Source organism: Polaromonas sp. P1_E11 (assembly GCF_056405995.1).
In genome coordinates this window covers 476,385-489,706 of sequence record NZ_JBFUBA010000002.1, presented here as the reverse complement: position 1 = coordinate 489,706, position 13,322 = coordinate 476,385, and the positions used below count along the sequence as shown (strand labels likewise).

General features: G+C 62.0%; 16 protein-coding genes. 8 read left to right on the top strand and 8 right to left on the bottom strand.

Annotation, left to right across the window (positions count from 1 at the left end):
* Positions 1–92: 92 nt before the first annotated feature.
* The 3 genes from AC1D11_RS09795 to AC1D11_RS09785 all read right to left on the bottom strand — a co-directional run bounded on the left by AC1D11_RS09795 (position 93) and on the right by AC1D11_RS09785 (position 2,815).
* Positions 93–923, bottom strand: coding sequence for a thymidylate synthase (locus tag AC1D11_RS09795; RefSeq protein WP_477646268.1), 831 nt, complete (start codon positions 921–923; stop codon positions 93–95).
* A 77-nt stretch (positions 924–1,000) separates the two neighbouring features.
* On the bottom strand, positions 1,001–2,422 hold the full coding sequence (locus AC1D11_RS09790; protein WP_477646267.1) for an FAD-binding oxidoreductase: 1,422 nt from the start codon (positions 2,420–2,422) through the stop codon (positions 1,001–1,003).
* Positions 2,423–2,437: 15 nt separating this feature from the next.
* Complete coding sequence (locus AC1D11_RS09785) at positions 2,438–2,815, bottom strand: DUF2069 domain-containing protein (protein WP_477646266.1); 378 nt, start codon at positions 2,813–2,815, stop codon at positions 2,438–2,440.
* Between the two features lie 64 nt (positions 2,816–2,879).
* On the opposite strand from AC1D11_RS09785, the gene AC1D11_RS09780 reads away from it, so the two are divergent.
* The 4 genes from AC1D11_RS09780 (at position 2,880) to AC1D11_RS09765 (ending at position 5,216) form a co-directional block, all read left to right on the top strand.
* Complete coding sequence (locus tag AC1D11_RS09780) at positions 2,880–4,094, top strand: YihY family inner membrane protein (protein ID WP_477646265.1); 1,215 nt, start codon at positions 2,880–2,882, stop codon at positions 4,092–4,094.
* Between the two features lie 141 nt (positions 4,095–4,235).
* On the top strand, positions 4,236–4,472 hold the full coding sequence (locus AC1D11_RS09775; RefSeq protein WP_477646264.1) for a hypothetical protein: 237 nt from the start codon (positions 4,236–4,238) through the stop codon (positions 4,470–4,472).
* Positions 4,473–4,800: 328 nt separating this feature from the next.
* Positions 4,801–4,989: a DUF3606 domain-containing protein gene (locus AC1D11_RS09770; protein ID WP_477646263.1), complete on the top strand. Its 189-nt coding sequence runs from the start codon at positions 4,801–4,803 to the stop codon at positions 4,987–4,989.
* Positions 4,986–5,216 (top strand): hypothetical protein, encoded by a 231-nt coding sequence (locus AC1D11_RS09765; protein ID WP_477646262.1) that lies wholly within the window; start codon positions 4,986–4,988, stop codon positions 5,214–5,216. Before AC1D11_RS09770 ends, AC1D11_RS09765 begins: the two co-directional genes overlap by 4 nt.
* 62 nt (positions 5,217–5,278) lie before the next feature.
* On the opposite strand, the gene AC1D11_RS09760 is transcribed toward AC1D11_RS09765, so the two are convergent.
* On the bottom strand, positions 5,279–5,647 hold the full coding sequence (locus AC1D11_RS09760) for an Mpo1-like protein (protein ID WP_477646261.1): 369 nt from the start codon (positions 5,645–5,647) through the stop codon (positions 5,279–5,281).
* A gap of 165 nt (positions 5,648–5,812) precedes the next feature.
* Here AC1D11_RS09760 and AC1D11_RS09755 point away from each other — a divergent pair, with 165 nt between their 5' ends.
* Positions 5,813–6,184 (top strand): thioredoxin family protein, encoded by a 372-nt coding sequence (locus AC1D11_RS09755; protein WP_477646260.1) that lies wholly within the window; start codon positions 5,813–5,815, stop codon positions 6,182–6,184.
* Here AC1D11_RS09755 and AC1D11_RS09750 read toward each other — a convergent pair.
* From AC1D11_RS09750 to AC1D11_RS09740, 3 genes are read right to left on the bottom strand one after another with little or no spacing between them, the layout of a single operon-like run.
* Complete coding sequence (locus tag AC1D11_RS09750; RefSeq protein WP_477646259.1) at positions 6,177–7,469, bottom strand: cytochrome P450; 1,293 nt, start codon at positions 7,467–7,469, stop codon at positions 6,177–6,179. The two genes, AC1D11_RS09755 and AC1D11_RS09750, sit on opposite strands and share 8 nt — an antisense overlap.
* A complete protein-coding gene (locus AC1D11_RS09745; protein WP_477646258.1) occupies positions 7,466–8,272 on the bottom strand; it encodes an alpha/beta fold hydrolase in 807 nt (268 codons plus the stop codon). The genes AC1D11_RS09750 and AC1D11_RS09745 overlap by 4 nt, the downstream gene beginning before the upstream one ends.
* 3 nt (positions 8,273–8,275) lie before the next feature.
* Complete coding sequence (locus AC1D11_RS09740) at positions 8,276–9,589, bottom strand: O-acetylhomoserine aminocarboxypropyltransferase (protein ID WP_477646257.1); 1,314 nt, start codon at positions 9,587–9,589, stop codon at positions 8,276–8,278.
* Between the two features lie 171 nt (positions 9,590–9,760).
* Here AC1D11_RS09740 and AC1D11_RS09735 point away from each other — a divergent pair, with 171 nt between their 5' ends.
* From AC1D11_RS09735 to AC1D11_RS09725, 3 genes are all read left to right on the top strand, one after another.
* Positions 9,761–10,216, top strand: coding sequence for a CBS domain-containing protein (locus tag AC1D11_RS09735; protein WP_477646256.1), 456 nt, complete (start codon positions 9,761–9,763; stop codon positions 10,214–10,216).
* A gap of 141 nt (positions 10,217–10,357) precedes the next feature.
* Positions 10,358–11,560: an MFS transporter gene (locus tag AC1D11_RS09730; protein ID WP_477651001.1), complete on the top strand. Its 1,203-nt coding sequence runs from the start codon at positions 10,358–10,360 to the stop codon at positions 11,558–11,560.
* Positions 11,553–11,972 (top strand): hypothetical protein, encoded by a 420-nt coding sequence (locus AC1D11_RS09725; protein WP_477651000.1) that lies wholly within the window; start codon positions 11,553–11,555, stop codon positions 11,970–11,972. Before AC1D11_RS09730 ends, AC1D11_RS09725 begins: the two co-directional genes overlap by 8 nt.
* Positions 11,973–12,084: 112 nt before the next feature.
* Here the strand turns inward: AC1D11_RS09725 and AC1D11_RS09720 are convergent, their stop codons facing one another.
* A complete protein-coding gene (locus AC1D11_RS09720) occupies positions 12,085–13,305 on the bottom strand; it encodes a polyhydroxyalkanoate depolymerase (RefSeq protein ID WP_477646253.1) in 1,221 nt (406 codons plus the stop codon).
* Positions 13,306–13,322: the final 17 nt, after the last annotated feature.

Genomic DNA, 13,322 nt, shown 5'->3' with positions numbered 1-13,322 from the left:
GCAGGGGCCGCGGAACCGGCTTTGCCGGGCCGCAGGCGCAGCGGCCCCCTCGGGGGGCAGCGCATTACACGAAGTGAAAAGCGTGGGGGCCATCACACCGCCACGGGCGCTTTAATCGCCTCATGGTGCTGGTAGTCCAGAAATTCAAAATCTTCAAACTGGTAGTCAAAGATCGATTCGGGTTTTCGTTTGATCTGCAGCGTGGGGTAGGCAAAGGGCTGGCGGCTTAGCTGCAGCGCTACCTGCTCGTGGTGGTTGCTGTAGATGTGGCAGTCGCCGCCGGTCCAGATGAAGTCACCCACACCCAGGCCGCATTGCTGCGCCACCATGTGGGTGAGCAGGGCGTAGCTGGCGATGTTGAAAGGCACGCCCAGGAAAATGTCGGCGCTGCGCTGGTAGAGCTGGCAGCTCAATTTGCCGGGCTGGCCCTGGACTTCAGATGGCGCCACATAGAACTGGAAAAACGCGTGGCAGGGCATGAGCGCCATCTTGGAGAGGTCCGCCACGTTCCAGGCGCTTACGATGATGCGGCGCGAATCAGGGTTGGTCTTCAGCGTCTTGATAACTTCGGAGATCTGGTCGATGTGGCCGCCGTCAGGCGTGGGCCAGCTGCGCCATTGCACGCCATAGACCGGGCCCAGGTCGCCGTCTTCACGCGCCCATTCGTCCCAGATGGTGACGCCGCGTTCCTTGAGCCAGTTGTTGTCGCTGGAACCCTGCAGAAACCACAAGAGCTCATGCACGATGGATTTGAGGTGAACCTTTTTGGTGGTCACCAGCGGAAAGCCCTCATTCAGGTCAAAGCGCATCTGGTAGCCAAAGACGCTTTTGGTGCCGGTGCCGGTGCGGTCGGCCTTGAAGGCGCCGTGAGTGTCCACATGGCGCATGAAATCTTCGTATTGGGAGCGGATGGGGCGGGTCATTTACAACCAGTCGGCTTGGGTCAGGAGGGAGGGGGCGGGGCCGGGGCCGGCACGGCGGCGTGCGGCCAGAGGTTTAATTATGCCTTTAGCACCCGTCCCGGGTTCATCAGGTTGTGAGGGTCCAGGCCCTGTTTGATGGCGCGCATCATGTCCAGTGCCACGGGTGATTTGTGCTTGGGCAGCGTATCAACCTTGAGGCTTCCGACGCCGTGCTCGGCCGATATCGAGCCCCGGTAGCGGTCCACCGCCTCGTAGACCAGGGCATTCATGGGCGTCTCCTGCTCGTTGAGGAAACGCGCCTGGTCTTCATTCTCCGGCGCCTGCACGTTGTAGTGCAGGTTGCCGTCGCCCAGGTGGCCATAGACGACCATGCGCGCGCCGGGAAAACGCTTGAGCAGCAGGGCATTGGTTTCAGTCACGAACTCGGGGATGCGCGACACGTTGATCGAGATGTCGTGCTTGATGTTCAGGCCCTCTTCGGCCTGCGCCATCGGGATGCTTTCACGGATGTGCCACAGCGCATGGGCCTGCGCCATGCTCTCGGCGACTACCGCATCCGCCACACAGCCCGCCTCCATGGCGGCCTCGAGCAGGCGTTCGAAACATTCGCGCGCATGGGCTTCGGATTCGTTGTCCGAGTTCTCCAGAACCACGCACCAGGCGTGCTCTTGCCAGAAAGGCACGCGCTGTTGCGGGAAATGTTTGGCCACCAGGCCCAGTGCGAACTGGCCCATGACCTCGAAACCCGTCAGGCCCGAGCCCAGGTGCTCATGCGCCAGGCCCAGCAGCTGCACGGCGGCCTCAAGCGTGGGCACGGCGGCAAATGCGGTGAGTTGGGATTTGGGCATGGGGTACAGCTTCATGATGGCGCCGGTGATCACGCCCAGCGTGCCTTCGCTGCCGATGAACAGGTGGCGCAGGTCGTAGCCGGTGTTGTCCTTGCGCAGGCCCGACAGCCCATCCCAGATCTCGCCCTGCGCGTTCACGACTTCCAGGCCCAGGCAGAGGTCGCGCGTATTGCCGTAGCGCACGACCTGGGTGCCGCCGGCGTTGGTGCCGAGGTTGCCGCCTATGGTGCAGCTGCCTTCCGAGGCCAGGCTCAGGGGAAACAGAAATCCGGCTTTTTCGCAGGCTTCCTGCAGGTTTTGCAGCACGCAGCCGGCATCGACCGTGATGGTCAGGTTGCCGGCGTCCAGCGTGCGCACCTTGTTCATGCGCGTCAGGCTCAGCACGACCTGCGTGCCGGTGTCGTCGGGTGTCGACCCTACCACCATGCCGGTATTACCGCCCTGCGGCACGATGCTCACGCGTGCCGCAGCGCAGGCTTTGACGACGGCAGCCACTTCTGCGGTGGAGCCAGGTCGCACCACGGCCAGGGCCTTGCCGGTTTCGCGCTTGCGCCAGTCCTGTACCCAGGGCGTCAGGTCGCCGTCGGTCAGGACGTTGCTTGCGCCGACGATCTGGCGCAGGGATTCAATCAGTTGGGTGTGCGTGCTCACGATGGTCGACTCGGGTTAGGGGTTGATGGGCTGGAGGGGGGCGTTTTTCAGGCGCACGCGCACATGCAGCGCGCAGGCGGCAAAAAGCGCGAGGCACAGCAGCACCTCGACGAAGGCCAGGTAGTTGCCGGGGGCGCGGTCGCTCCAGGCGCGCACCACGCCTTCGGTGAAATACAGCCACACCAGCAGGCTGACCCAGCGGTAGGTGTACATCCGGTTTTTCATGATGCCGGCCAGCGGAATGCATAGCGGCAATACTTTGAGCGCCAGCAATGAGCCGCCCGGGCGAATGGGTGCCAGCCACATTTCCCAGGCCAGGCCCAGCACGATGAGGCCCAGCAGGCTGGCCAGCGCCAGGCGGCGGGTGAAGTCGATTTGCTTTGTGTGATTCATGTTGATGGAAACCTGTCGGGATCCCGGGGCAGGTTCCAGGAGTGTCGGTGGCATGATACCGGGGATGAAATTTCAGCAATACCTGCAGGACCTTCTGGAGGGCCTTTCCCGTTTTCCGTGGCGCCACACCGCGCTCACGCTGCGCGATCGTTTTCGCGAAGACCACATGGGCCTGACCGCCAGCAGCCTCACCTTCACCACCTCCATCGCGCTGGTGCCATTTTTTACGGTCGCGCTGGCCATTTTCACGGCCTTTCCGATGTTCGCGAAACTGCAGGGCGCGCTGCAGGCCTGGCTCATCCAGAGCCTGATCCCCGACAACATCGCCCGCCAGGTGCTGGGTTATCTCACGCAGTTCAGCCGCCAGGCCAACAAACTGGGCATTGCGGGCCTGGCCGTGCTGCTGGTCACGGCCATCGCACTCATCCTGACCATTGACCGAACGCTCAACGGCATCTGGCGCGTCAAGAAGGCGCGGCCGCTCACGCAGCGTGTGCTGATTTACTGGGCGGCCATTACCCTGGGGCCGCTGCTGCTGGCCGCCAGCCTGGCGGTCACTTCTTATGTGCTGTCCGCCTCGGGTGGCCTGGTGGGCGCTTTGCCCGTCAGCCTGCGTTTTTTGCTCAGCGTCTTGCAGTTTTTCCTGGTGGCGGGGGGCATGGCGGCGATGTACCGCTATGTGCCCAACACCTACGTGAAGTGGTCGCATGCCTGGGTAGGGGGCCTGTTTGTGGCTGCGGGCATTGAGGTGGGAAAACGCGTGCTGAGCCTGTATCTGGGCGCCGTGCCGACCTATTCGCTGGTGTATGGCGCCTTTGCGACGCTGCCTATCCTCCTTGTATGGATTTATGTGTCCTGGGTCATCGTGCTGATGGGCGCCGTGATTGCCGCCTACCTGCCCAGCCTCCTGGCCGGGGTGGCCCGTCGCGGCAGCGCCCATGGCTGGCATTTCCAGCTGGCCATTGAAGTGCTCCAGCAGCTGCACCGGGCGCTTGCCAGCCCGCGCAAGGGCGTCAGCGCTTCGCAGCTGGCCGAGCTCCTTCAGGTGGACGGGCTGCAACTGGAGCCGGTACTGGAAACACTGGTGGCGCTGGACTGGGTAGGCCAGCTCAATGAGGCCGGGGGCGAGGTAGAAGCCCGTTACCTGCTCCTGGCCGACCCTGACAACACGCCACTGGAGCCACTGATACAGCAACTGCTGCTGGACAAGGCCGAAGCGGTCCGGGGCCTGTGGGAAAAGGCCCGTTGGCCGGCCATACGGCTGCGCGACGCGCTGTAAACCGCCAAACCCCGCTGCGCCATCAGTTTTCAGGGGCAGGGGGGGCCACCCGGCCTAAAAACCGATCCCGCTTTGGGGGTATTTGTGACCGACGGCGAGTTGTAACAAAATTGGGGTTTTCGATTTTTCCACGCACTGACAATGCCATCAAAAATACCAGCAAGGGAAAAACTGGAAGGCGCCATCGCCCATGAACGGAAGGCGCACCAGGAAGCCAGGCAGATCTACGAAGAACTGACGGCAAAAATGTGGGCCTACCAGACCGGCCAGGGCCCTGCGCCCACCAATGAAGACTTCGAGATGTGGAGTCAGGCCGTGGAGCAGCGCGTCAAGGTCAAGCAGCTCGGCATACGGGTAGACGGCGAGTCCAACCCTTAATCTTTGCTTCGCGGCGGTTCAGGCGCACACCCGCGTCAATCTGGCCTTCAACGTGGCCTCCTTGCGATTCGGCAAGCTCTGCCTTCAGCCCAAATGCCGTGCCGGGAAGCAGGTTTGAGCCTTTTTTCAAGCCAGATTGCCTGATCCTGCAACAGCCGTTCGGGTGACGTAAGCCTTGTAAGGATTTTTATGGTGCACCGCACAAATTTTCACCCGTTAGGCCTTCAGGCGTGCGGGAGAAATTCTTACAAGACCGTCTTTATGCTTACGCGACGATTCTCTTCGTCTGTTGCAATCCCCTCAATTGACAACCAAGCTGGAGAAAACCGTGACATCACCATCGAACCTGATCGCCGACCCGGCCCTGGAAAACGAGCCCATCAACATCAACGAGGAAGCCTCCCTGAAATACTGGGTCAGCGCACTCGATTGCAGTGAGCTTGAACTGCGCGTTGCCGTGGCGGAAGTAGGCCCAGCCGCCAAAGACGTGAGCACTGAGCTCGGGCGGTCTTTATGAGTGCCGCTGTTCCCGATGCGCCCGGGCCGCTCGCGGTGCGGGTGAAGGAGCCGTCAGCAGGTCTTTTTTACTGGGTGGTCACGCAGCTGTCAGCGCAGGAGCATATGGCGGACCTGCGCATTGAAGGCTCCGACCACCCGTATCCCACACATGAAGCGGCGTTGCAGGCCGGTGCGGCATGCCTGAAGGCGTTAAAAACCAGCCCCTTGCAGTCGCTGGACTCCTGATAAAGCCCGATAAGGTCCGTTAGAGCCCGTTATGGGGGGCAAGACCACGCATGGAAACGGGCTCAGGTGCCTTTGATGCGCCGCAAGGCCTGGACCCACATGTCGCGGTACATGACCCAGTCTCCCATGAAGCTGTAGAGTGGCCGCTTGAACGAGGCGGGCCGGTTCTTCTCGAATCCGAAATGCCCGATCCATGCAAAGCCGTAGCCGCACAGCAGGCCGGCCAGCAACCACCACGGGTTGCGGGTTATCAGCAGCGCCGCCAGGCAAAGCAGAGTGAGGCTTGAGCCTGCAAAGTGCAGGCGGCGGCAGGTTGCGTTGCGGTGCTCGCCCAGGTAGAAGGGGTAAAAATCCGCGAAAGACGCAAAGCTGCGGGGATCAACGGGTGCCGCGGCGCCGGTTTCCGCCGCATCGGGGCTGATGGCATTCATGGGTTTGTCTCCTGCGCCGGATATCCGGTGGTGCTCCTCATTTTGCGACGCTGGCCATAATAGTCAATCCATGGCCGCCAGCCCTCGTCACACCCTTTCCGCGCCCGTGCCTGCATGCCAACCGATCTGCTTCCAGAAACTCCCCATGGTGAACCGCCTGTGACGATGCCCCCCGCACGATGGGTGATTTGCCTCTGCGCGGACTGGTGTGGCCTTTGCCGCGACTACGGCGTCGTCTTCTCGGAAATGGCCTTGCGCTATCCGGAAAGCCGGTTTGTCTGGCTGGACATTGAAGACGAAGCCGCGCTGGTCGGAGACCTGGAAGTAGAGACCTTTCCCACGCTGCTGATTGCCGATGCGGGCGGCACGCACTTTCTGGGCCCCTTGACGCCGCATGCGCAAACCCTTTCCCGCCTGCTGGACTCGATGGAGCAGACCGACAGCAAGGCCGTGCCCCATTTGCCATCCACACAGGCGCTGTTGCAGGCCCTGGAAACGGCGCCGCATCTTGTGGGCGCACAACGCCAGGTCAGGTAGCCGTCGTTGAAAACGGAGCCTTCAAAAAACCCCTGAAGCGCGCACGGCCGCCGCGTGTGGGGCTGGCGGTCAAACGGTATTGCGGAAAGCGTTGCAGAAAGCGGCCAATGGCAATGCGGCCTTCAAGCCGCGCCAGGCTGAGCCCGGCACACTGGTGAATGCCGAAGCCGAAGGCCAGGTGGCGGTTGTCCTGGCGTGCCAGGTCCAGGTGTTCGGGCTGGGCAAACTGCGCCGGGTCGCGGTTTGCCGCGCCAATGCACAGCGTCAGCAACGCGCCTTCGGGCAAGTCCACACCGCCCACCTGGCAAGCCTTGAGCGCACGACGGTTGCCCAGCTGGTTGGATGGCTCAAAACGCAGAAATTCATCGATTTCAACAGTCAAATCGGCCTGCAGCCCTTTATTGACGGGCGCGAGCAGCTCCAGTTTTGATAGCAAAAACTGCTTGGCCTGCGGCCACTCCTGCAGCAGCACCAACGCGTTGCCGATGAGATTCGTCGTGGTTTCGTGGCCGGCGTTGAGGATGAACACGCAGTTTTGCAGCAGCTCGGTTTCGCTGAGTCTTTCACCCGACACTTCTTCGCCGATCAGCCGGGTCAGCACATCGTGTTCCGGGTCGCCCGGGTGTTTGCGCCGGTCCGCCACCAGGTCCTTGAGGTAGCCGGTGAAGTCCCGTACGCTGCTGTTGCCCAGGGCTTCCTGTTCGGGCGTCAGTTTGGGCTCCAGCGCGCCGAGTATGGCCAGCGACCAGGTGCGCAGCGGCGCCCGGTCGGCATGCGGCACGCCCAGCAGGTTGCCGATGATCTCCACCGGGATCGCTGAAGCGAAATCTTCAATCAAATCACCGCCGCCCCGGCTTTCGATCGCGTCCAGCAGGTTATCGACCAGCGTGATGAGCCCGGGCTCCATACCGGCGATGGCGCGCCGCGTAAGGGCGCCCATGATCAGCTTGCGAACGCGCGTGTGAAGCGGCGGGTCGTTGAACACGAGGCTGGTGGTGTGGTGTTCAAACAGGGCCGAGCCCGCTCCGTACTTGGGCCCGAACTCCACCTTCTTGTCCGAGCTGAAGGTTTGCGCATCGCGGTACACCGCCACCAGGTCGGCGTAACGCGTGAGAAACCAGGAGCCATCCGGCATGCGCTTGACCGGCTCGGTTTCGCGCAGCAGCGCATACACCGGATAGGGGTTGGCGTAAAAATCCGGCGGCAGCGCCCGCAGGTCGAAGCTGGCGGCGATTTCCTGCGCACGCTGCTGCGTCATCGCCGGCGTGGCCGTCAGCACGCTCATGGCCGAATGAAGTCCTTCAGCGCAAACAAGACCCCTTCGGGTGCCTCGGTCATCATCTGGTGGCCGGCCTGCAGCATCACCGTTTTGGCATTTTTGGCTTTGGCCTGTAGCGGCGCCGCCATTTTGGGCAAGGTCATGGAATCGTTTTTGCCCAGGATGAACAGCACCGGGCACTGTACTTTTTCAATGGCCGCTTCGCCGCCGGTGTAGTCGTCGCAGGCCTTGAAGCCGCGGTGGAACAGGTTGACCTTGGTGTTGCTGGCGAGCACCCGCCGCATGAGGGCTTTGGAGCCGCCATACAGCCAGGTGCCCGGGCCCAGCGACGAAGGCGGCGGCGCCAGCATGGAATGCGAGAAGGTGTTGACCATGTCGATGGCCTTCATCGGCTGGTTCAGCGCATTGTCCAGCAGCGCCGGGGAAACCTTCATCGGCGCGGCGGTTCCCAGCAGCGCCAGGTGCGTCACCCTTTGCGGCGCGACGGACGCCGCGTGCAGCGCCGTGAGGGAGCCAAAGCTGTGGCCCACCAGCGCGGCGGTTTTGATGCCGGCCGCATCAAGCAGCGCGATGATGAAACCGGCGGCCTCTTCGACCGACTGCGGCGGCTCGCCTTCGCTTTTGCAGTGGCCGGGCAGGTCGGGCGCCAGCACGTTGAAGCCGTGGTGCGCGAAATAGCGGGTCTGCAGTATCCAGATGCTGTGGTCGTTGAGCACGCCATGAACAAACACGACAGTGGGTTTGGTCGCATCAAAAGGTTTGCCGCCGGTGTAGCAATAAGTTTTATGGCCGTTGACGTCGAGGTACATGCTTCAGGCCCCCGCTTTCACGCCGGTTTTTTCTGCCGCCTTGAGTGCGCGCTTGAGGTCGTCCAGCAGGTCGTCCGGGTCTTCCAGTCCAATCGACAGGCGGATCGTGCCTTGTGTGATGCCGCCGGCCGCCAGCGCTTCGTCGCTCATGCGGAAATGCGTGGTGCTGGCGGGGTGGATCACCAGGCTGCGGCAGTCGCCCACGTTGGCCAGGTGGCTGAAGACTTTCAGCGCCTCGATGAAGGCCTTGCCCTGTTCGCGGTTGCCCTTGATGTCGAAGCTGAACACCGAGCCGGCGCCGCGCGGCAGCAGCTTTTTGGCCAGTGCATGGCTGGGGTGCGACTCGAGCATGGGGTGGCCCACGCGTGAAACCAGCGGGTGGCTGGCAAGAAATTGCACCACTTTCTCCGTGTTGCCCATGTGCCGTGCCATGCGCAGTGGCAGGGTTTCAATGCCCTGCAAAATCAGCCATGCCGTATGCGGGCTCATGCAGGCGCCGAAGTCACGCAGGCCCTCACGCCGCGCGCGCAGCAGGAAGGCGCCCACGGTGCTTTCCTCGCTGAACACCATGTTGTGAAAGCCTTCGTAGGCCTCGGTCAGCTCGGCAAATTTTCCGGATTTTTCCCAGTCGAAACTGCCGCCGTCCACCACCACGCCGCCAATGACCGTGCCGTGGCCGCTCAGGAACTTGGTGGCCGAGTGGTAGACCAGGTCGGCGCCGTGGTCAAAGGGCTTGATGAGCCAGGGTGAGGTGAGGGTGGAGTCCACCAGCAGAGGCACGCCGGCATCATGGGCAATGCTCGACACCGCTTCGATGTCCAGCACATCGAGGCCCGGGTTGCCCACGGTTTCCCCGAAGAAAAGTTTGGTGTTGGGCCGCACGGCGGCGCGCCAGCCGTCCAGGTCGCCGGGCTTGACAAAGGTGGTGTCAATGCCGAAACGGCGCAAGGTGTAGTGCAGCAGGTTCTGGCTGCCGCCATACAGCGCGGTGCTGGCGACGATGTGCGAGCCGGCGCCCATCAAGGTGGCAATTGCCAGGTGCAGTGCCGCCTGTCCGCTCGACGTGGCGATCGCGCCTATGCCGCCTTCCAGGGCCGACACGCGTTGCTCCAGCACCGCATTGGTCGGGTTGCTGATGCGCGAATAGACGTGGCCTGCGCGTTCGAGATTGAACAGGCTGGCCGCATGGTCGCTGGATTCGAAGACGAAAGAAGTCGTCAGGTGAATCGGCACGGCACGCGCGCCGGTGGCCGGGTCGGGCGCGGCGCCGGCGTGCAACGCCAGGGTGTCAAAGCCGGGGTCTGAATAACCGGGCATGGGTTTGTCTCCAGTCAGAAAAAAGTGGCGGTGCGCCGGGCAATCGCAGGAGCCCGAACAGATTCTTGCAACCTGCCGTTTGATTGTGGGCTATATTTAAACTGAATTCCCTGTTGCCGCGCTGTGGTGGGACAATGAGGGCCGGCAAGCAGCACAACCGAGGAGATGGCCATGAAGGTTCTAGACATACTGCGCGTGAAGGGCAACACGCTTTACACCGTTCAGCCTGACGAACCCCTTGCCAAGGCGGCCCAGATCATGGCCGAAAAAGACATCGGCTCGCTGGTCGTCATGGAGCACGGCGACCTGGTCGGCATGCTGACATTTCGCGAAGTGATTGTCTGCATCGTCAAAAACGGCGGCGAGATCGGCACGACCCTTGTACGTACCGCCATGGACGACCACCCACTCACCTGCACCTCCGAAACCGAACTCGACGAAGTCCGCCGCATGATGCTGGAACGACACGCGCGTTACATGCCTGTGATGAACCAGAAAGTCATGATGGGCGTCATCAGCCTTTACGACGTGGCCAAGGCCGTGGTGGACAGCCAGAACTTCGAAAACAAGATGCTCAAGGCCTACATCCGCGACTGGCCGGAAGAAGACGGCGTCGACCGCAGCTGAGCACAAGGGGTATGGGTTTGACGGCGTTCTTTGCATAAAAGATGCCGCCAGCCCAATCAGCCCAATCAGAAAGAGCGCAAGGCGCTATCAAAATAATAGCCAGGTGCGCAAGGTATCTGGCCTGCTTTGCGGGGCAAGGCGATGGGAGCAGGGGTGCGCGACAACGCCAACAACGCCAACGGCCAGCTGTTTTATAGCTCCTTGTTCCTTTCCAGGCTTGCCGACCAGATACTGCTGTTCCTGGTTCCTCTGGTGGTTTTCGAAATCACGGGCAGCGTGGCCTGGTCAGGTATCGCCTTCACGGTGGAGACGCTTCCCCGCTTCCTGGCTTTTCCCGTGTGCGGCGCGCTGTGCGACCGGGTTTCACCTCTCAAGCTTTTGCGCATCAGCCAGCTCTACCGCGCGCTGGTGTGCATCGGCGGGGCTGCCGCTTTTCAGTGGCTGGGCGGCATCGGCTGGCTGATTGCCCTGTCGGCGGTTTGCGGTGTGCTGACCACCCAGGGCCTGATGGCCCGCGAGGTCATGCTGCCGCAAATTTTCCGTCAGCACCGCTTTGAAAAAGTGCTGGCCCATGCGCAGATTGCCGACCAGCTCGGCATGGTGCTGGGCCCCGTGCTGGCGTCACTGCTGCTGCGCTGGATGCCATGGCCCGCAGTAGTGGCAGCCACCGCGGCACTCTTTCTGCTGGCCGATGGCGCCGTGACCTTGTGGCACCGGAAAAACCCGGTTGAGCTGGCCGCGCCCGAGTCCGCCCCTGATCACTGGCTGCTACCCATTCGCACCGCGTTTTTGCAGGTGCTGCATCTGCCGGGCCTGAAGAAAGTGATTGCGCTGGCGGCCGGCGTCAATCTGGTTATCGGTGTGACGCTCGCCACCTCGGCCGCGATGGTGACCGGGCTGCTGCAGCGCACGGCGGGCGATTACGCGTTGCTGCAAACGGCCGGCGCCATTGCCACCGTCATCATCCTGCTGTTCATTGCCCGCACCGTGCTGCCCTTGCGCACCCTGGGCCTGGTGTCATACAGCGTGATGCTTGTGGGCGGGTTGCTCACAGGGCTAGCCGGTAACTTCTGGGTGTACACCGCCGGGTTTCTGCTGGTGATCGGCTTTGACAAGATGTTCAACGTCTACATCCGCAGCCTGCGTCAGAAGATCATTCCACCGAGAGACCTCGGCAAGACTACAGGCGTGATCGTGATGCTCAACAATTTGTCGCAGCCGCTGGCGGGCATGCTGGTGGGGGTGTTTGCCGGGGTGATGGAGGGGCGTGGGGTGATCCTGGGACTGGTTGGGGCGATGGGCTTGATTGGGATTTTGGTGGCATGGATGGGACGAGGTGAATAGATTGCAGTTCATACGCAAATTCTGGCCTTACGCCGCACTGGTCGCTCCGGCGATTGCCCTGATGGCGGGTTTCTATCTGTATTTCCAGGCACCTGAAGGCCTGCTGCTCTATACGCCTGCACCCAACGTTCCCGCTCGCTATGCCCCTTCGTTTCAGATCGGGTTCTCTTTGGCCGCATTGGCTCAAATTGTCTTGTACGCATTGCTCTGCCTGCTTGCATGGCTGCTTCGCAAGCGAGAAGTCGTGCGCATGGCACTTTCACTTCTGGCTGTTTCCGGTGTTTTGCTCGGTTTCTCGATGCTGCCAGAGAGCTGGTGGGCTCACACTTCGCCTCACGTCCGACCGTCAGAGGCCGCCCTCCTGACGCCCGTTGACTTTAAAAATCAGGACGACAAAAGCAGGAGACGATAGTGAGATCAAGCCTCCTCTTGTAGATGGCGGCTTGCACGCGTAGCCTCTGCTATTAATTCAGGAGCTGCTTGCGCCCGATTCCATTGGCCTGGAGGCCGATTTTGTGTGAATTTCAGCCCATGCTCGCATGAATCATTTCCCGCACCCGCGGGTAAATCTGCTGGTTCCACTTGCGCCCGCTGAACACTCCATAGTGCCCCACGCCGGTCTGCACATGGTGGGTTTTCATGTAGGGCCGGATGCCGGTGCACAGATCCTGCGCCGCAACCGTTTGCCCCACGGCGCAGATGTCGTCGCGTTCCCCCTCAACTGTCATGAGCGCCGTACGGCGAATGGCGGCAGGTTTGACGAGGCGGCCGCGATAGCTGAGCTTGCCGAGCGGCAGGTCGTAGGTCTGGAACACCTTTTCCACTGTTTCCAGGTAGAACTCAGCGGGGAGATCGTTCACCGCCAGGTACTCGTCATAAAACACACGGATGATGTTGGCCTTTTCCACATCACCGTCCACCAGGTGCTGGTACATGTCCTGGAAGGATTTTTTGTGCCGGTCCAGGTTCATGCTCAGAAAAGCGCTGAGCTGCACAAAACCCGGATACACGCGGCGCATGTAGCCGGCGTGCGGAAGCGGCACGTGGCTGATCAGGTTTTTCTCGAACCACTCAATCGGCTGGCTGGTGGCCAGGGTGTTGACGCCGGTGGGGTTCACGCGGCAGTCCACCGGGCCGGCCATCAGGGTCAGGCTGCGTGGCTGGGCCGGGTCGTCGTCTTCAGCCATGATGGCGGTGGCCGCCAGTGCCGCCACGCAAGGCTGGCACACCGCCACCACATGTGTGCCCGGGCCAATGGCCTGGGTGAAGCGGATCATGTGGTCGATGTAGTCGTCCAGCGCAAACGGGCCGTGGCTCAGGGACACGTCGCGCGCGTTGTGCCAGTCGGTGATGTACACGTCGTGGTCCTGCAGCAGGGTGCGCACGGTTTCACGCAGCAGCGTGGCAAAGTGGCCAGACAGCGGTGCTACCAGCAGCACCGGCGGCTGGAAGGGCAAGCCCGCGGGTGTTTCCTTGCGAAAGCGCAGCAGGGTGCCAAAGGGCATGGACAGAACGGTTTCTTCCGTCACGGCAAGTTCGCGCTCGCCCACCTTCACTGAACTGATGCCATAGGCCGGCCGTGTATGCGTCAGCCGCAGGCGTGAAAACACTTCCATGGACGCCGAAATCTTGCGCAGCAGGCTGCCTTCGGTTTTACCCAGCCAGAATGCCGCGCTACCGCTTTGGGCGAACAGGCGAAACGGCGACAGCAGGTCGGACTGGGTTTGGTAGGCCTGGTAAAGCATGGTTGTCCTGACATGAA

Excerpts from the sequence above, each read along its gene's own strand:
- AC1D11_RS09795 (WP_477646268.1), bottom strand. The coding sequence starts at position 923 with ATGACCCGCCCCATCCGCTCCCAATACGAAGATTTCATGCGCCATGTG.
- AC1D11_RS09785 (WP_477646266.1), bottom strand. The coding sequence starts at position 2,815 with ATGAATCACACAAAGCAAATCGACTTCACCCGCCGCCTGGCGCTGGCC.
- AC1D11_RS09780 (WP_477646265.1), top strand. The coding sequence starts at position 2,880 with ATGAAATTTCAGCAATACCTGCAGGACCTTCTGGAGGGCCTTTCCCGT.
- AC1D11_RS09775 (WP_477646264.1), top strand. The coding sequence starts at position 4,236 with ATGCCATCAAAAATACCAGCAAGGGAAAAACTGGAAGGCGCCATCGCC.
- AC1D11_RS09765 (WP_477646262.1), top strand. The coding sequence starts at position 4,986 with ATGAGTGCCGCTGTTCCCGATGCGCCCGGGCCGCTCGCGGTGCGGGTG.
- AC1D11_RS09760 (WP_477646261.1), bottom strand. The coding sequence starts at position 5,647 with ATGAATGCCATCAGCCCCGATGCGGCGGAAACCGGCGCCGCGGCACCC.
- AC1D11_RS09755 (WP_477646260.1), top strand. The coding sequence starts at position 5,813 with ATGCCCCCCGCACGATGGGTGATTTGCCTCTGCGCGGACTGGTGTGGC.
- AC1D11_RS09750 (WP_477646259.1), bottom strand. The coding sequence starts at position 7,469 with ATGAGCGTGCTGACGGCCACGCCGGCGATGACGCAGCAGCGTGCGCAG.
- AC1D11_RS09745 (WP_477646258.1), bottom strand. The coding sequence starts at position 8,272 with ATGTACCTCGACGTCAACGGCCATAAAACTTATTGCTACACCGGCGGC.
- AC1D11_RS09740 (WP_477646257.1), bottom strand. The coding sequence starts at position 9,589 with ATGCCCGGTTATTCAGACCCCGGCTTTGACACCCTGGCGTTGCACGCC.
- AC1D11_RS09735 (WP_477646256.1), top strand. The coding sequence starts at position 9,761 with ATGAAGGTTCTAGACATACTGCGCGTGAAGGGCAACACGCTTTACACC.
- AC1D11_RS09730 (WP_477651001.1), top strand. The coding sequence starts at position 10,358 with ATGGGAGCAGGGGTGCGCGACAACGCCAACAACGCCAACGGCCAGCTG.
- AC1D11_RS09720 (WP_477646253.1), bottom strand. The coding sequence starts at position 13,305 with ATGCTTTACCAGGCCTACCAAACCCAGTCCGACCTGCTGTCGCCGTTT.